General features: G+C 52.8%; 16 protein-coding genes. All 16 read left to right on the top strand.

From position 1 onward, the window contains the following. The first annotated feature begins 149 nt into the window (after positions 1-149). The 16 genes from AC6CHM_RS12760 to ftsH all read left to right on the top strand — a co-directional run bounded on the left by AC6CHM_RS12760 (position 150) and on the right by ftsH (position 16,847). On the top strand, positions 150-923 hold the full coding sequence (locus tag AC6CHM_RS12760; protein ID WP_115054208.1) for a TSUP family transporter: 774 nt from the start codon (positions 150-152) through the stop codon (positions 921-923). 134 nt (positions 924-1,057) lie between these two features. After that, a complete protein-coding gene (locus AC6CHM_RS12755) occupies positions 1,058-2,239 on the top strand; it encodes an OpgC domain-containing protein (protein ID WP_115054209.1) in 1,182 nt (393 codons plus the stop codon). A 171-nt stretch (positions 2,240-2,410) separates the two neighbouring features. Then, positions 2,411-4,060: an acyl-CoA synthetase gene (locus AC6CHM_RS12750; protein ID WP_498173420.1), complete on the top strand. Its 1,650-nt coding sequence runs from the start codon at positions 2,411-2,413 to the stop codon at positions 4,058-4,060. 394 nt (positions 4,061-4,454) lie between these two features. Further along, positions 4,455-4,988 carry a protease adaptor protein RcdA gene (rcdA, locus tag AC6CHM_RS12745; protein WP_498173672.1) on the top strand — a complete coding sequence of 178 codons (534 nt, stop codon included), beginning with the start codon at positions 4,455-4,457 and terminating at the stop codon, positions 4,986-4,988. A gap of 74 nt (positions 4,989-5,062) precedes the next feature. Further along, positions 5,063-5,590 carry a crossover junction endodeoxyribonuclease RuvC gene (gene ruvC / locus AC6CHM_RS12740; RefSeq protein WP_440810487.1) on the top strand — a complete coding sequence of 176 codons (528 nt, stop codon included), beginning with the start codon at positions 5,063-5,065 and terminating at the stop codon, positions 5,588-5,590. Next, the gene (gene ruvA, locus AC6CHM_RS12735; protein ID WP_115054212.1) at positions 5,587-6,204 is read left to right on the top strand and encodes a Holliday junction branch migration protein RuvA; all 618 of its coding nucleotides are present in this window, start codon (positions 5,587-5,589) and stop codon (positions 6,202-6,204) included. Before ruvC ends, ruvA begins: the two co-directional genes overlap by 4 nt. Before the next feature lie 39 nt (positions 6,205-6,243). Continuing rightward, on the top strand, positions 6,244-7,284 hold the full coding sequence (gene ruvB, locus AC6CHM_RS12730; protein ID WP_115054213.1) for a Holliday junction branch migration DNA helicase RuvB: 1,041 nt from the start codon (positions 6,244-6,246) through the stop codon (positions 7,282-7,284). Further along, entirely contained in the window at positions 7,284-7,721 is a 438-nt protein-coding gene (ybgC, locus tag AC6CHM_RS12725) for a tol-pal system-associated acyl-CoA thioesterase (RefSeq protein WP_115054214.1), read from the top strand. Before ruvB ends, ybgC begins: the two co-directional genes overlap by 1 nt. A gap of 238 nt (positions 7,722-7,959) precedes the next feature. Next, entirely contained in the window at positions 7,960-8,667 is a 708-nt protein-coding gene (gene tolQ / locus AC6CHM_RS12720; protein ID WP_008128090.1) for a protein TolQ, read from the top strand. Positions 8,668-8,706: 39 nt separating this feature from the next. Beyond that, positions 8,707-9,156 carry a protein TolR gene (gene tolR / locus AC6CHM_RS12715; protein WP_115054215.1) on the top strand — a complete coding sequence of 150 codons (450 nt, stop codon included), beginning with the start codon at positions 8,707-8,709 and terminating at the stop codon, positions 9,154-9,156. A 6-nt stretch (positions 9,157-9,162) separates the two neighbouring features. Beyond that, complete coding sequence (tolA, locus tag AC6CHM_RS12710; RefSeq protein ID WP_115054216.1) at positions 9,163-10,269, top strand: cell envelope integrity protein TolA; 1,107 nt, start codon at positions 9,163-9,165, stop codon at positions 10,267-10,269. Positions 10,270-10,307: 38 nt separating this feature from the next. Further along, positions 10,308-11,624, top strand: a complete 1,317-nt coding sequence (gene tolB / locus AC6CHM_RS12705) for a Tol-Pal system beta propeller repeat protein TolB (protein WP_115054217.1) — start codon at positions 10,308-10,310, stop codon at positions 11,622-11,624. Between the two features lie 231 nt (positions 11,625-11,855). Beyond that, positions 11,856-12,356, top strand: coding sequence for a peptidoglycan-associated lipoprotein Pal (gene pal, locus AC6CHM_RS12700; RefSeq protein WP_115054218.1), 501 nt, complete (start codon positions 11,856-11,858; stop codon positions 12,354-12,356). 158 nt (positions 12,357-12,514) lie between these two features. Next, a complete protein-coding gene (ybgF, locus tag AC6CHM_RS12695; protein ID WP_498173415.1) occupies positions 12,515-13,474 on the top strand; it encodes a tol-pal system protein YbgF in 960 nt (319 codons plus the stop codon). Further along, positions 13,449-14,822 (top strand): tRNA lysidine(34) synthetase TilS, encoded by a 1,374-nt coding sequence (tilS, locus tag AC6CHM_RS12690; RefSeq protein ID WP_498173414.1) that lies wholly within the window; start codon positions 13,449-13,451, stop codon positions 14,820-14,822. The genes ybgF and tilS overlap by 26 nt, the downstream gene beginning before the upstream one ends. A gap of 93 nt (positions 14,823-14,915) precedes the next feature. After that, positions 14,916-16,847 (top strand): ATP-dependent zinc metalloprotease FtsH, encoded by a 1,932-nt coding sequence (gene ftsH, locus AC6CHM_RS12685; RefSeq protein WP_115054277.1) that lies wholly within the window; start codon positions 14,916-14,918, stop codon positions 16,845-16,847. The last annotated feature ends 5 nt before the right edge of the window (positions 16,848-16,852 follow it).

Genomic DNA, 16,852 nt, shown 5'->3' with positions numbered 1-16,852 from the left:
GGCATAAAGGATGGTGTGTGCTTTGAACAGACCCTGCGCGGTTTCTGAAAACGGCAAGTTGATTTTTTTCGGTGATTTTCCGGAGAAAGCATTTCTCAATATCTGCGATCAGGATTAAGACAAATCTCCTCTCTACGGGTCTTCCTGCCATGTCCGATCTTTTATTGAACCCTTGGTTCTATGCCGCTGCCGTGCCTGCGACTATTCTCATAGGATTGTCAAAAGGCGGTCTTGGTGGCGCTATGGGGCAAGTGGGCGTGCCGCTCATGGCTTTGGTCATGCCGCCGGTTCAGGCCGCAGCAATCATGTTGCCCATACTGATCGTCATGGATGTTGCCAGCCTCTGGTCATGGCGCGGCCACAGCGATGCTAAAACGCTCAAGCTGATGCTGCCAGGCGGCTTGCTTGGCATTGGAATCGGCTGGCTGACGGCCTCTGTCGTAACTGACGACATGGTTAAACTTATCGTCGGCCTGGTCGCGATCATCTTTTTTGCGCGATATGTTTTTGCCAGCGCTGAACGGCGAGCCAAGGCGCAGCCTCACAATACGATAGCAGCGACTTTCTGGTCAGCCATAGCCGGGTTCACAAGTTTTGTCGCTCATGCCGGGGGGCCGCCCTATCAGGTTTACGCTCTCCCTCTGCGTCAGGATCCCAAAGTTTATAATGGTACCAGCGTGATTTTCTTCGCTGTCGTGAATGCGGTGAAAGTCATACCATATTTCGCGCTTGGGCAATTTGATGCGACGAATCTTGAAGCATCGGCGGTTCTCATGCCGCTCGCGCCACTGGCGACTTTTGCGGGAGCATGGATCGTCAAACGCATGCGGCCGGAGGTGTTTTACCCCTTCATGTATGGGATGATTTTGCTGATGGGGCTCAAGTTAACATACGACGGAATTGCCTCGTTGTTATATTCGTGAACCAAAGTTGATCGGCGCTGCCGCAACTTTTGCCTTACCTAGGCATTATCAAATCGCAACTGCCCAAATGAGTCGTTCCCAACGAGGCCGGGAACGCAATGCTTGCATAGTATTGATAGGAAATGGTGAATTTCATGACACAGTCCCTGACAAAACAGCGGGATACCCGCATTGACGTCTTTCGGGCTTTGGCGCTGCTGACCATTTTCGTCAATCACATTCCGGGCACTATTTTCGAACATTTGACGCATAAGAATCTGGGATTCTCCGATTCCGCAGAGGCATTCGTTCTGATTTCAGGTATCGCCGTTGGTTTAGCTTACGGCTCCAAATTCGAGCCAGGCAATCGTATGCTTATGACGTTGAAGGCTTGGCGGCGCGCAGCCACGCTCTACAGCACACACATTCTGACCACGATAGCGACGCTCACCGTTTTCTGTGCCGCAGGCCTTTATTTGAAGCGTCCTGAATTCATGTCCTTTATCAATATTGGACCGCTGATGGATCAGCCGGCAAAGGCGCTGATCGGGCTGGCAACGATGGGCCATCAGCTAGGCTATAATAATATTCTTTCCATGTATGGCGTGCTGCTTTTGATGCTGCCATTGTTCTTGGTAATTGGCAGCATCAGTCTGAGCGCCATGATTGGTGTTTCGGGCGTGTTGTGGCTGGTTTCAGGTATCTATCAGATCGCACCACCAAACTATCCGACGGATGGCGTGTGGTTCCTCAATCCGCTGTCGTGGCAATTCCTGTTCGTCATCGGTATTGCGGGTGTCATGCATGTTCGTCGTGGCGGGGCCATTGCCTTCAACAAATATCTGTTTGGTCTGTCGATCGCTTATATTCTGATCGCGCTGGTTTGGGTGCGCTGGCCGCTTTGGGGCGTGGATACGTCGCTTGGACTGCCCATGGTTCTGACAGGCTTTGACAAAACATTCTTGTCTTTGACCCGCTTGGCTCATGTTCTGGCGCTTGCTTATGTGATCGTCTCGGTGCCTGCGCTTTCCAATCTTGCACGCACCTCGCAGGATCATCCACTTGCGATTCTGGGTAAACATTCACTGCCAGTGTTTGTGGCAGGGACGATTCTTGCCATGGTTGCGCAGGTCGTCAAGGTCATGAACCCAGGTGGACTGCTAGATGACACATTGCTGGTCGCCAGTGGTATCATGGCCCAATTTGCCCTTGCCTATTATCTGGAATGGTTGCCCCGCATTGGTTGGGGCGGGCGTCCGGTTCAAAAACCGAGTCCGGCAAAACCTGTGCTGGTCGGAAAAACCATGGCCGTGACCACTTTGAAGGCCGTGACATAAGCAGCCAAGCCCAATCAGATCGCGCTCGTAATTTTGTTTTTGCGGGCGTGACCACTAGAGCCTTTCCCGCTTAAATAGAAATAGAACTGCTTTTATTTAAGCAGAAAAGGCTCTAGCCCCCGCCGACAAAGCTAAGTTAAGATGGCTTCATCGTTGTGGGAGGCGACCTGTATGGGCAATATTTTCGAGCAGGATCTGGATCGCAACCCGGCAAACCATCAGCCGTTGACGCCGCTTTCCTATCTGGAGCGTGCGGCGCGTGTTTATCCTGGCAGAACTGCCATAATCCATGGCTCGCAAAAGACTGATTACGGCACTTTTTATCGACGGGCGCGCCAACTTGCTTCCGCCTTAGCCCACAAGGGCATCGGTAAAGGTGACACCATTACGGTGATGCTCTCCAACACGCCGCCTATGCTTGAAGCACATTTTGGCGTGCCCATGACAAAAGCCGTATTGCACTCACTGAACACGCGGCTGGATCCGGCTATTATTGCTTTTCAACTCGACCATGCCGAAACGAAGATCGCGATTGTCGATACCGAGTTTTCAAAGGTATTCAACGAAGCGCTCAAGCTGGCGAAAGTTAAGCCCATTGTCATTGATTTCGTGGATACGGAATATGCCGAGGATGCGCCTCATGCACAGGGGCCCAGGATTGGCGAACTGGACTATGAGGCTTTCGTTCAAAGCGGCGATCCGGACTATCTCTGGTCGATGCCTGATGATGAGTGGGATGCAATAACGCTCAATTATACATCCGGCACCACGGGCAATCCCAAGGGTGTGGTATATCATCATCGCGGCGCAGCCTTGATGGGTTATGGCAATATTGTTGCCTCAGGGCTCGGGCGTTATCCCGTTTATCTCTGGACGTTGCCAATGTTTCATTGCAACGGCTGGTGCTTCCCCTGGACGTTGGCGTTGCAGTTCGGGACCCATGTCTGTCTTCGCTGGGTCAGGGCAAAGCCGATTTACGATGCGATTGCCGATCATGGCGTCACGCATCTTTGTGGCGCACCCATTGTCATGTCGACCTTAATCAATGCCGCCGAGAGCGATAAAAGGACATTCCCCCAGACGGTTTCGTTTAACACCGCGGCAGCTTCGCCGCCTGAATCCATACTGGCCGGTATGGCAGAGGCAGGGTTTGAAGTGACGCATCTTTATGGGCTTACGGAGACCTATGGCCCTGCGGTGGTGAATGAATGGCAGGATGAATGGAACCTGCTTTCTCCATCGTCACAGGCTGTCAAGAAATCACGGCAAGGGGTCCGCTATACAGCGCTGGAGAACCTTGCAGTGCTCGATCCGGAAACCATGGAGCCAGTGCCGGCAGATGGCGAAACTATTGGCGAGGTCATGTTTCGCGGCAATATCGTTATGAAAGGTTATTTGAAAAATCGCCAAGCAAGCGATGAAGCCTTTGCGGGCGGATGGTTTCATTCCGGCGATTTGGGCGTGACCTATCCGGATGGGTATATTCAACTTAAGGATCGTTCCAAGGACATCATTATCTCGGGCGGAGAGAATATTTCCTCCATAGAAGTAGAAGACGCGCTCTATAAATTTCCGGGTGTGGGTGCCTGTGCCGTAGTGGCCCGACTTGATGAAAAGTGGGGCGAAACCCCCTTGGCTTTTGTCGAAATGAAACAGGGATATACAGCGACTGCCGAGCAGTTGATGGCTCATTGTAAAGGGTTGCTGGCGGGCTATAAATGTCCCAGGCATGTGGTGTTTGAGGAAATACCCAAAACATCAACCGGCAAAATCCAAAAGTTTGAATTGCGCAAAAGGGCACGTGAAATAGGTGATCTGTAACCAGCAGGAACGAATGCAGCTTTTTAGGCAAATTTTCTCGACTTGTTCAGGTTAACCACTCGTTAAGCATTACAATCTATAAATAAGTCATCCAGTTTTCTGGATTCTTACCAAGTGGTTTGGCCACTTTGTTTGACGCCTCCCTGTTAGACTCCTGAGAGCCGCCTCGTTTTTGCGGCTCTTTTTTTATGTTTATATCCTCTGTCCATTCGCTGATCGCCCTGCCGTTAACCCTTTATTAAGGATAAACTTGCGTCACTGTGCACATACGGGCAGGTTGCGGGGATTACTGCCCGCCGACCGTTGTGCTGTTCCGGCTCCTCCTTCAGTAAGGGGCTACTGCTTTGACGAAAATAGCGGATTGCGGCAGCGCATATTTTAGATGACAGGGCATATGATGGGTGAACAGGAATTCAAGGCAGACAACACGATCCGGCTTGCAGATCGTATGGTTCGCTCCGAAAGTTTCAATCACATCTACGATGAAGGAATGAACCTTGTTGAGGAGGCGGCGGCCTATCTTGACGGCGAGGGTCGCGAGGCCGCGCGTCGGCTTTCACGGACCGCAGCCACGCTTTACGCTGCCGAATCGATGCGCTTGACGACACGCTTGATGCAGGTCGCTTCGTGGCTTTTGCTGCAAAGGGCGTCGCGCAGTGGCGAGATGACGCTTGAACAAGTCATGTCAGAAAAAGCCAAGGTTCGGCTTGATACGGATTCGGCGCCTGAGACAGTGGAAGGTTGGGATGAGATTCCGCTTTCCTACTGCGATATTGTTCATCGTTCATTGAGGCTGCAAGCGCGCGTTCGCCAGATGGATGATGAAATCTACAATGACGGAGCGGGCATTGAGCATGATCGCTTCATGTCGACGAATCCCGTGTCGGATCAGCTCAGCCTTTTGGCAACTGCTTTCGGGCATCGATAATTTTTCTAACGTTTGTTTCGCTTTTGTTCACCTTTGTGCTGTCATGTTAAATGACACGCAGATAAGGTTTGGCAATGAAAGAAGCGATTCGCATCATCGGTATTGATCCCGGCCTCCGCCGCACAGGCTGGGGCATCATTGAAACGCTGGGTAATTCGCTGCGTTTCGTTGCTTCCGGGACGATTTTGTCCGATGCGAAACTTGATCTCGCCTCCCGGCTTTGCCAGTTGCATGATGGGCTTGCCGGTGTCATCCACGATCAGAAACCGCACGAGTCGGCTGTCGAGCACACTTTCGTCAACAAGGACGCGACTGCTACGCTGAAACTGGGGCAGGCACGAGGGATTGCTCTTCTCGTTCCCGCGCTTGCAGGACTGAAGGTTGCGGAATACGCTCCCAACGCTGTCAAGAAAGCCGTCATCGGTGTCGGCCATGGCGAGAAGAAGCAAATTCATATGATGGTCAAGGTTTTGATGCCGAAGGCAGTGTTCGATACGGATGATGCGGCCGATGCTATAGCCGTCGCCATTTGCCATGCACATCACCGACAGAGCGCAATCGGCCGTCTTTTGATCGAACAAAAATTGGCGGCAATGGCATGATTGGTAAACTCAAGGGTACTGTAGACGAAATTGGCGAAGATCACGTGATCGTCGACGTGCACGGTGTTGGCTATGTTGTATTTTGCTCAATGCGCACTTTGTCCAATCTCCCGGCGGCTGGCGAAGCGGTTGTGCTCCTGATTGAGACCTATGTGCGTGAAGACCTTATCCGCTTGTTCGGCTTTGGAACCGCTCTCGAGCGCGAGTGGTTTCGGCTCTTGCAGAGCGTTCAGGGAATTGGTGCCAAGGTTGCTTTGAGTGTACTCGGCACTCTGACGCCATCTGATCTTGCCAACGCGATAGCGCTGCGTGACATTGCGATGGTTTCAAGAGCCCCCGGCGTCGGCAAGCGTGTTGCCGAGCGAATCGTGACGGAGCTGAAGAACAAAGCTCCCGCCTTTGCGGGTGAAGCAATGGGAACCATCGGGCTCAAACAGGAACTGGGTGAGGGCGTCGCCCCTGCGCCAGTTACAGATGCTGTTTCAGCGCTGACCAATCTTGGCTATTCACGCGACCAGGCTGCCAATGCCATTGCCGCCGCGTTAAAAAATGCCGGCGAGGATGCGGATTCGGCAAAATTGATACGGTTGGGGCTGAAAGAGCTGTCGCGGTGATGCATTGTCTGAACGTTCAGTCTATGCGAGGACAGGCGCATGAGTGATGCAAGCCGTCTGATAACACCGGAAAAGCGCGGGGAAGATCTTGATACTTCGCTGCGCCCGCAAACCCTTGCCGACTTTGTGGGTCAGGCAGCGGCGCGCGCCAATTTGAAAGTATTCATCGAAGCTGCCAAGTCGCGCGGTGAAGCGCTGGATCATGTGCTCTTTGTTGGCCCTCCCGGTCTCGGCAAAACAACATTGGCGCAGATCATGGCCAAAGAACTTGGCGTCAATTTCCGTTCGACCTCCGGACCAGTGATCGCCAAGGCAGGCGATCTTGCGGCGCTCCTGACCAATCTGGAAGAAAATGACGTTCTTTTCATTGATGAAATCCATCGGTTGAATCCTGCAGTCGAGGAAATCCTCTATCCTGCTATGGAAGATTATCAGCTCGATCTGATTATTGGCGAGGGGCCAGCGGCCCGATCCGTGAAGATTGATCTTGCAAAATTTACACTTGTTGCCGCGACCACCCGGCTTGGCTTGCTGACAACGCCTTTGCGTGATCGGTTTGGGATTCCCGTCCGGTTGAATTTCTATACCGTTGAGGAGCTGGAGCACATTGTGCGTCGCGGTGCGCGTATCATGGGAATCGGCATGACGGATGATGGCGCACTGGAAGTTGCCCGGCGTTCACGCGGGACACCGCGCATTGCCGGACGCTTGCTTCGCCGGGTGAGGGACTTCGCCATTGTCGATGGTAAAGACAAGATCGACCGTGAAACTGCCGACTCGGCGCTATTAAGGCTGGAAGTTGACAGGCTTGGCCTTGACCAGCTGGACCGACGCTATCTGGCGATGATTGCCCATAATTTTGGTGGCGGGCCTGTGGGAATTGAAACAATAGCCGCTGGGCTTTCAGAGCCGCGTGACGCTATTGAAGATATCATTGAGCCCTACATGATCCAACAGGGCTTTCTCCAACGCACGCCGCGCGGACGGGTATTGACCGTGAATGCCTGGAAACATCTGGGATTGACCGCGCCTGCCGACATTGTTCAGCAGCAGATCGCGCTTTTTCAGGATGACGACTGATGAGCGGGTTGGCTGGCGCGCTGACAGATGAGGGGCACAGGCTTGAGGCCCGGGTCTATTATGCCGATACGGACTTCTCAGGTGTCGTCTATCACGCGCGTTATCTGGAGTTTCTGGAACGCGGTCGCACGGATTATCTGCGCTTGCTGGGGGTACACCATACGGAACTTGCCGAAGGAAAACTCGGTGAAAATCTCGTCTGGATCGTTCGCCGGATGGAAATCGATTTCAGATCGCCCGCCCGCATCGACGATGTATTAACGGTTGAAACTCACACTGCCGCCATATCGGGAGCGCGGGTGGAAATGCATCAGGCTATAAAACGCAACGGTGATTTGCTCATCTCGGCTGTTGTCGAGGCAGCGATGGTCAATAATGCAGGTCGTCCGCGAAGATTTCCGGCAGAGTGGGTCAAGCTTTTCAATCCACGGACATAAGATATTGCCATTTATATTGATCAGTCCCATGAATCATAACTGATCCTTAACCATAACAAATCATGAATAAGGCTATGAAACGGGGCGTTTGGCGTTAACGCCTTCGTTTTACCAAAATTAACGTAAAGAAGCCGCGTTAAGGTTACTGGAAATAAATCCGGTTTTTAAACGTGGCTCATCTGGATTGAAACGATTGTGCCCCGGTCAACAAGCCGGGTTTTCGGATTCGAGGATAAATATGGAAGATCTAACAGCCGTTGCCGTTCATACAGATGTTTCCCTCTGGGGATTGTTCTGGCAGGCAGGTTTTATCGTCAAGCTCGTGATGGTGGGATTGCTGGGTGCATCAATCTGGACCTGGGGTATCATTCTCGACAAGAGTCTCGGCTTTGGGCGGGCCAAACGTGCATTTGACCGCTTCGAGCAGGTTTTCTGGTCCGGCCAATCGCTTGAGGAACTCTATCGCAATCTTGGCGATAAGCGCACAACGGGAATGGGCGCTATTTTCATCGCTGCGATGCGCGAATGGAAGAAGTCGTTCGAAAAGGGCGCCCGCTCACCCATTGCTTTGCAGATGCGTATCGACAAGGCGATGGACGTGGCACTTGCCCGCGAAAGCGATTATCTCGCTGCCCGGCTGACTTCGCTCGCTACCATCGGTTCCGCCGGTCCATTCATTGGTCTGTTCGGAACTGTTATCGGTATCATGACATCGTTCATGGGTATTGCGGGTTCAAAGTCGACAAGTTTGGCTGTCGTCGCACCGGGTATTGCTGAGGCGCTTTTGGCGACGGCAATTGGTCTCGTCGCCGCTATTCCTGCGGTTATTGCCTACAATAAGCTTTCAAGTGATGCCGGTAAATTGACCGCCCGCATGGAAGGCTTCGCCGATGAGTTTTCCGCCATACTATCGCGGCAAATCGATGAGAAACTGCCGCGTACATAAGCCTGCGCAACAGATACAGCAATTGCGAGAATTAATGCCATGGGCATGTCTATAGGAAATAATGGTTCTGGTGGCAGCCGCCGCCGTCGCGGTCGGCACAGCAAGGGCGTGATGAGTGAGATCAACGTGACACCGCTGGTCGACGTCATGCTCGTGCTGTTGATCATCTTCATGGTAACCGCACCGATGATGACCGTTGGTGTGCCGATCGATATGCCGGAAACATCGGCACAGACGCTGAATAGCGAAGCGGATCCGATCTATGTAACGATCAACCAGCAAGGTCAGATCTATCTCCAGGAAACAGAAATTCCTCTTGAAGAAATCGTGCCCAAACTGCAGGCAATCGCCAAGACAGGCTATAAAGAACGCATTTTCGTCAAGGGCGACAAGGCTGCTGACTACGGTACGATCATGAAGGTTATGGCACAGATATCGGGTTCGGGTTTCAAGAACATCGGTCTCGTAAGTCTGCCGGAAGGTAACTAATCCATTATGCGGGGCAGCATCACATCTTCAGCAATAATCCACGCCGCTTTGCTCGGCTGGGGTCTGTTGTCGTTTTCTGCGCCAACCCCGATGGATATGGCTAACTCGGAATCTATGCCCATTGATATTGTGTCCGATGTGAGCCAGCTGCAAAAAGGCGATAAGAAAGCCGAGAAGAACGAGAAGCCGGCACCAAAGCCGACACAGAAGCCGCAAACGATTCCTGACGCACAAAATGTCGGTGACAGCGAGACGGATGTGGAAACCAAACCCGCAACCGAGACAAAAGCGAAGCCTGTAGAGGCGGCAGAAGCGCCCAAGCCTTCGGAAACGCCTGTCGCCAAACCGGACCCTCAGCCTGAACCAAAGCCGGAAGTAAAGCCTGAGCCGAAGCCAACACCTGTACCCGCTACAGAAGTCAAGCCAGAGCCGGAGCCCAAGCAGGAGGTCAAGCCTGATCCTGTTGCGGAAGCAATTAATGATGTGAAACCTGTACCGGCACCCGCTGAAACGCCAAAGGCTGAACCTGCTCCGCAAGCCGAAAAGCCTGCCGAAGAAGAGTTCAAGTTGCCGGAAAAGGTTGCGATGCCGCAAGCCAAGCCAACGCCGCCAGCGCAGACCGCCAAGACACCTGATCGTAAGGAAACGCCTGAGAAACCGAAAACGCAGACCGCTTCGACCCCATCAAAGGAAAAGGACGGTATCGCGGATCAAGTTGCGGATTTGCTCAACAAGCAAAAAGCATCAGCTGGCGGCGCAAAACGCTCAACCGACCAAGCTTCGCTGGGTGCAAGTAAAACGACGGGCGGCAGTTCTCTCAGCCAGAGCGAGATGGACGCATTGCGTGGTATCATTGAAGGCAATTGGAACAAGCCGGTTGGCGCGGAAGAATCGCCGGATATGAAGATTATTGTGCGGTTCCGCCTTACTCAGGACGGCCAGATTGACGGTAGCCCTGAAGTTAGCGGCACTGGAGCGGATGCCGGACTTTTGAATGCAGTCAAGAGCAGCGCATTGCGAGCTGTTATGCGATCTGCGCCGTTCAACCTGCCGCAAGACAAGTATGATACCTGGTCGACTGTCGAATTGACATTCTATCCGGGTGCAACCTGAAAATCACCATAGGCCAGCCAAAAGAGGGCCCTGAACTAATGCTGAAATTATCCCGTTTATTCCTCTCCGCAGTTGCGCTGGTCATGGCGACGTCCATGATTGCAACTTTGCCAGCCCGCGCTGAGCTTAAACTCGACATCACCAGAGGTGTTGTGGAGCCTATGCCCATCGCGATTACAGATTTTCTGTCCGGCGATCAGCTTGGCGCTCAAATCTCCGGCGTTATCGCTGCCGACCTTGAACGCTCAGGATTGTTTGCTCCGGTCGACAAGGGAGCCTTCATCGAGAAGATATCCAATCCAGATGCTGCACCCCGTTTTGAAGACTGGAAGGTTATCAATGCGCAAGCACTGGTGACCGGCCGCGTGACCAAGCAAGGTGATGGCAGGCTGAAGGCAGAGTTCCGGCTTTGGGATACATTTGCCGGCCAACAGCTTGAAGGTCAGCAGTTTTTTACCGCTCCTGACAGCTGGCGCCGTGTTGCTCATATTATCGCCGATGCGATTTATGAAAAGCTGACGGGTGAAAAAGGCTACTTTGATACGCGCATCGTGTTCGTCGATGAATCCGGCACCAAGGAAAAACGCATCAAGCGTCTTGGAATCATGGATCAGGATGGCGCGAATGTGCGCTACCTGACCAATGGCAAGGACCTCGTTCTGACACCGCGCTTCTCACCGAGCCGTCAGGAAATCACTTATATGTCCTATGAAGGTGGCAAGCCGCAGATTTACCTGTTGCAGCTTGAGACCGGCCAGCGCGAACTTGTCGGAAATTTCCCCGGCATGACGATTGCGCCGCGCTTCTCGCCAGATGGGCAAAAGGTTGTGATGAGTCTTCTGCAGGAAGACGGCAGTGCCAATGTTTATGCGATGGATCTGCGCAGCCGCACGACGACACGTCTGACGAGTACTTCTGCAATCGATACCGGCGCATCCTACTCGCCAGATGGAACGCAGGTCGTGTTCGAGTCTGATCGCGGCGGACGCCCGCAGATTTATAAGATGGGCGCCGATGGCTCCAATCCGCAGCGTATCTCATTTGGCGACGGTTCTTATTCAACTCCGGTCTGGTCTCCTCGCGGTGATCTTATTTCCTTCACCAAACAATCCGGCGGACAATTTTCCATCGGTGTGATGAAAACCGATGGTTCCGGCGAGCGTATTCTGACAAGCGGTTATCATGATGAAGGTCCTACATGGGCGCCAAACGGTCGCGTGCTGATGTTCTTCCGCATGCCTCCCGGCTCAAACAGTCCGCATCTCATGACCGTCGATCTGACAGGACGCAACTTGCGGCAAATCCAGACTCCAAATCTGGCTTCTGACCCGGCTTGGTCGCCATTGCTGGAATAAAGGCACCTGTTTTGATGAATTAAGGCGATTCCCGGCGTTGTTTTCCAACATCGCCGGGAATGTCGTTTTTCCGCCGCATTCCTTGCATTAAGGATGCGGCACAACCATTAAGTTTCGCCGTTAATCCTGATGTTAAGAGTGGATTAACCCTGTTTCTTGAATTGGTCTTAACCTCAATATGGTTACTGCTTGTTCACCGAAACAAATCCAATTCTCAAGGAGTTCAGGCTCATGCGCCGCTTCGAAATGATCGCTCGCAGTCCAGTTTTCGTCGCCCTCTTCCTGTCGCTCGCTATCGCGGGTTGCGCAAAGAAGCCAGTCAACAGTGCCGGCGACCTCGGCCTGGGTGCCGGCGCTGCAACGCCCGGTTCGACGCAGGACTTCACAGTTAACGTTGGCGACCGTATTTTCTTTGACGTTGACTCGTCAGTTATCCGTGCTGATGCTCAGCAGACCCTGTCAAAGCAGGCGCAATGGCTGCAGCGTTATCCTAACTATGCAATCACTGTTGAAGGTCACGCCGACGAGCGCGGCACTCGCGAATACAATCTGGCCCTTGGCCAGCGCCGTGCAGCCGCTACCCGCAACTTCCTGGCGGCGCGCGGAGTTCCAGCCCAGCGCATCAAGACACTGTCCTACGGTAATGAACGCCCTGTCGCGGTTTGCGATTCGGAATCCTGCTGGTCGCAGAACCGTCGTGCAATCACCGTTCTCGGTGGCGCTGGCAGCTAAGCCTACTGTTAAAAGTTGATAAAAAGCGGTTTTAGGGCCGCTTTTTGTATTTTATAACATGTTGAAACAAAATTTGGCCGAAGTCGCCTTGCTCATGATAGATAGGGCTGCTGCAAAAGGTTGCAGTGTTAAATTCCCATATCAGGGGCGGTAAAGGAATGAACAAACGATTGAAGAGTTTTGTAGTGGCGATGACGCTGGTGCCATTACTGGCAACCGGCGCGAGCCACGCGGCCAGTGGAGGCGGCGGGTTTTTTCCGCCAGCTCCCAAGGCGACGGTCGGCGCTATGGATGCGCCTGTTCTGATGGCACAAGCGAGTGATCCTCGTGTCAGCCAGTTGGAAGAGCAGATCAGGCAGCTGACTGGTAAAATCGAAGAACTGAACTTCCAGCTTTTGCAAATGCAAGAGCAAATGCGGAAAGTTCAGGACGATAATGAGTTCCGCTTTCAGGAACTTGAAAAGGGCAAGCGTTCCGACGCTGGCGGCAAGGGCGACCGGACGGTCGCCGAAGCTCCCCGCGCGCCGCATAATACGGAGGCATCGACAGATGCCTCCACCGATTCCGCTGCTATTGACCCACAGATTGATCCTTCCAACAATTCGGTGTTTGGCGTGCCGCCGCAAACGCTCGGACAGATTCAATTTGATGCCAATGGCAACGTAATCGGTGGAACGCGCAACGAAAATCCTGAGCAGGCGGATAACACAACTGTCGCCGCTCTACCGCAGACCGATGATCCGAAAGCACTGTACAGCCAGGCCTATCAACTTTTCCTGTCGGGCGATTATCGCAGCGCAGAGCTTGCATTCCGTAGCCATGTCGACCGCTTTCCCAATGATCCAGCTGATGCCGACGCCCGCTACTGGCTTGGAGAATCGCTTTTCGGACAGGGCCGCTACCAACAGGCTGCATCGGTTTTTCTGGACAATCACAAGCAATTTCCAGATTCAAAGAAAAGTCCGGAGAATCTGCTCAAACTAGGCATGACGCTGGCAAAAATGAAAGATCATGATGTGGCTTGCGCGACATTTGCATCAGTTACTTCCAGATATCCAAACATTTCGGCGGCGATCAAAGAGCGCGTGAAGAATGAGCGTGCTGCCAACAAGTGCTGAAAAAACGATCGATCTGAACGGCATCTTCTCGGCAATTGATTTTGAAGGCTCGCGATCGATCGTCGTTGCGGTTTCCGGCGGCAGTGACTCTTTGGCGTTGCTCCATCTGCTTCTCGATTATCGTAAATCCCGGCCGTCCCTTCCCGAAATAATTGCTGTAACAATTGATCATGGGCTTCGACCAGAATCCCGCGATGAAGCAAATTATGTCGGAGAACTTTGCCAAAAAGCAGGAATTTCCCATCGGATATTGTCATGGCACGGACAAAAACCAGACACGGGCCTTTCTGCCAAGGCGCGTGAGATACGTTACAAGCTTCTGTGTGATGCAGCGCGCGATGCCGGAGCAGGGATAATCCTCACGGGCCATACGCTTGATGATCAGGTTGAAACATTCCTGATGCGCTCTGATCGCAGCGTTGCTGATAGCAGCGAGCGTGGGCAGGCGGGCATGGCGCTTGCGACCTTGCTGGAGCGCGAAGTGTGGCTGGTGCGACCGCTGTTGAACATGCGCCGTGAAGAGCTTCGAGATTATCTGCGGATGCTTGGAGTGACGTGGAAAGACGACCCCTCCAACGATAGTCTTAAATATGAACGTGTCCGGGTTCGAAAAAGCATTCAGGAAAATGATCTCGACGAACTTCAATCAAAAATCAAGCACAAGGCATCAAAGCGGCTGAATCTCAACGCGAAGGTAGCGACGGCATTGCCGAGCTGCGTAACGGTATTGGGCGGCATCAAGGCGCAGATCAACCGGGAAAATTGGTATCAACAGAAGCCGGAAGTGCAAGAATTGGCTGTTGGCGTGCTGCTTGCTATCATGGGAGGCCAATCTTTTTTGCCCTCTGCAACATCATGCAGAAAAGCACTGAAATTTATCGAAGAGGCTGACACGCATAGCAAGCTCTCGATCGGGCGTTGCATCATTGAAACGAGACCAGAAAATACTTTGCTCTATCGCGAAATGCGTTCAATTCCTGCGCTGACCGTTGAGCCGGGAATGTCCGTGATCTGGGACGGACGCTATAGATTGACCAATGCCGGAAAGCGCTCTGTAATCATTGATGCTTGCGGCGCGCAGGGACTTGCTGAATTGAAAAGCCGGATGGACAATGTTCACGGTCCGTCGGCCCAGTCGAGCCCGGCTATTGTCATTAACGGCGTCAGGCACTGTCCTGTCTTCGATGATCACGGTAAATTGCCTGAAGGATTGATAATCGAGCGTTATGTTGGCTTGTTTGACAATATTCTCGTAGGATACGACCAATTATTGGCGCAATGCGTTGCTACAATGCTCAAAATACCGGCTTACAAGCGCTATCCTGTAAACCAGATTAACAAGAATTGAGCTGAAGTCGAATGCTAGCCTTGGCAAGGGCGCGCTTCGAACCTATGTTACATGCAAATTCCGCGTTTGCGGGTGCAATTGATGGGACCTGACATGAATCCTAACTACCGGAACTTCGCGCTGTGGGCGATAATAGCTCTGCTTCTGATTGCGTTGTTCAATCTTTTCCAAAGCCCTACATCGCGTTCAGCATCGAGTGATGTGCCGTATTCGCAATTCATCACTGATGTGAACAGCGGACGCGTGAAGTCGGTAACCATCACTGGTGATCGCATCACAGGCACGTATACGGACAACAACTCCAACTTCCAGACCTATTCACCCGGCGATCCGGGTCTGGTCGGCCGTCTGGAAAGCAAGAATGTTCAGATCGCTGCCCGCCCTGAATCTGACGGTTCGACCTCATTGGTTGGTATGTTGATTTCCTGGCTGCCGATGATCCTTATTCTCGGCGTGTGGATTTTCTTCATGCGGCAGATGCAAGGCGGCTCGCGTGGCGCTATGGGGTTTGGCAAATCCAAGGCCAAGCTTCTAACCGAAGCGCATGGCAGGGTTACTTTCCAGGATGTAGCTGGTGTCGATGAAGCCAAGGAAGATCTTGAGGAAATCGTCGAGTTCCTGCGTGACGCTCAAAAATTCCAGCGCTTGGGCGGACGTATCCCACGCGGTGTCCTGCTCGTCGGGCCGCCCGGTACCGGTAAAACCTTGCTTGCCCGCGCCATTGCCGGCGAAGCCAATGTGCCGTTCTTCACCATTTCCGGTTCGGACTTTGTGGAAATGTTTGTCGGTGTGGGTGCTTCCCGCGTTCGCGACATGTTCGAGCAAGCCAAGAAGAATGCTCCTTGCATTATCTTCATCGACGAAATCGATGCGGTAGGTCGCCATCGTGGTGCAGGTCTTGGTGGCGGTAATGATGAACGCGAACAGACATTGAACCAGTTGCTGGTCGAGATGGATGGTTTTGAGGCAAATGAGGGTGTTATCCTGATCGCCGCCACCAACCGTCCGGATGTTCTTGATCCAGCATTGCTGCGTCCGGGTCGTTTTGACCGACAAGTCGTTGTTCCAAATCCTGATGTTGCCGGTCGTGAGAAAATTCTCAAGGTTCACGTGCGCAACGTACCTTTGGCACCAAATGTCGATCTTAAAGTATTGGCACGTGGTACGCCGGGTTTTTCGGGCGCCGATTTGATGAATCTTGTCAATGAAGGTGCTTTGATGGCTGCACGGCGCAATAAACGCCTTGTCACCATGCAGGAATTCGAAGACGCTAAAGACAAGATCATGATGGGGGCCGAACGCCGCTCGACGGCGATGACGCAGGCAGAAAAAGAACTGACCGCCTATCACGAAGCAGGTCATGCCATCGTGGCGCTGAACGTAGCACTGGCAGATCCCTTGCATAAGGCGACGATCATTCCGCGCGGTCGGGCTCTTGGAATGGTCATGCAGTTGCCGGAAGCGGATCGTTATTCCATGAGTTACAAGTGGATGATTTCCCGCCTTGCAATCATGATGGGTGGACGAATTGCTGAGGAACTCAAATTCGGCAAGGAAAACATCACCTCCGGTGCCTCGTCAGATATTGAACAGGCAACGAAGCTTGCCCGTGCCATGGTTACGCGTTGGGGTTTCTCCGACAAACTCGGACAGGTTGCTTATGGCGAGAACCAGGAAGAAGTGTTCCTCGGCCATTCAGTCGCTCGCACGCAGAATGTTTCTGAAGAAACAGCGCAGTTGATTGATGCGGAAGTGCGTAAGCTGATTGACGATGCCTATAGCGCTGCTCGCACCATTTTGACGAAGAAGAAAAAGGAATGGATTGCGATTGCGGAAGGCCTTTTGGAATATGAAACGCTGACCGGCGAAGAAATCAAGGCATTGATGGCTGGCAACAAGCCTGCCCGCGACCTTGGGGATGATACACCGCCTTCGCGTGGATCGGCTGTGCCCAAGGCCGGAGCCAAGAAACCACGTAAGGGCGATGAGCCGGACAAAGGTCTAGAACCTCAACCGCAATCGTGATTGCA

The sequence above is a fragment of the Phyllobacterium sp. GQ127 genome (genome assembly GCF_059758635.1).
This window is presented reverse-complemented; position numbering and strand designations above follow the sequence as displayed.

Coding starts and splice junctions, on each gene's coding strand:
- AC6CHM_RS12760 (WP_115054208.1), top strand. CDS start 150: ATGTCCGATCTTTTATTGAACCCTTGGTTCTATGCCGCTGCCGTGCCT.
- AC6CHM_RS12755 (WP_115054209.1), top strand. CDS start 1,058: ATGACACAGTCCCTGACAAAACAGCGGGATACCCGCATTGACGTCTTT.
- AC6CHM_RS12750 (WP_498173420.1), top strand. CDS start 2,411: ATGGGCAATATTTTCGAGCAGGATCTGGATCGCAACCCGGCAAACCAT.
- rcdA (WP_498173672.1), top strand. CDS start 4,455: ATGATGGGTGAACAGGAATTCAAGGCAGACAACACGATCCGGCTTGCA.
- ruvC (WP_440810487.1), top strand. CDS start 5,063: ATGAAAGAAGCGATTCGCATCATCGGTATTGATCCCGGCCTCCGCCGC.
- ruvA (WP_115054212.1), top strand. CDS start 5,587: ATGATTGGTAAACTCAAGGGTACTGTAGACGAAATTGGCGAAGATCAC.
- ruvB (WP_115054213.1), top strand. CDS start 6,244: ATGAGTGATGCAAGCCGTCTGATAACACCGGAAAAGCGCGGGGAAGAT.
- ybgC (WP_115054214.1), top strand. CDS start 7,284: ATGAGCGGGTTGGCTGGCGCGCTGACAGATGAGGGGCACAGGCTTGAG.
- tolQ (WP_008128090.1), top strand. CDS start 7,960: ATGGAAGATCTAACAGCCGTTGCCGTTCATACAGATGTTTCCCTCTGG.
- tolR (WP_115054215.1), top strand. CDS start 8,707: ATGGGCATGTCTATAGGAAATAATGGTTCTGGTGGCAGCCGCCGCCGT.
- tolA (WP_115054216.1), top strand. CDS start 9,163: ATGCGGGGCAGCATCACATCTTCAGCAATAATCCACGCCGCTTTGCTC.
- tolB (WP_115054217.1), top strand. CDS start 10,308: ATGCTGAAATTATCCCGTTTATTCCTCTCCGCAGTTGCGCTGGTCATG.
- pal (WP_115054218.1), top strand. CDS start 11,856: ATGCGCCGCTTCGAAATGATCGCTCGCAGTCCAGTTTTCGTCGCCCTC.
- ybgF (WP_498173415.1), top strand. CDS start 12,515: ATGAACAAACGATTGAAGAGTTTTGTAGTGGCGATGACGCTGGTGCCA.
- tilS (WP_498173414.1), top strand. CDS start 13,449: ATGAGCGTGCTGCCAACAAGTGCTGAAAAAACGATCGATCTGAACGGC.
- ftsH (WP_115054277.1), top strand. CDS start 14,916: ATGAATCCTAACTACCGGAACTTCGCGCTGTGGGCGATAATAGCTCTG.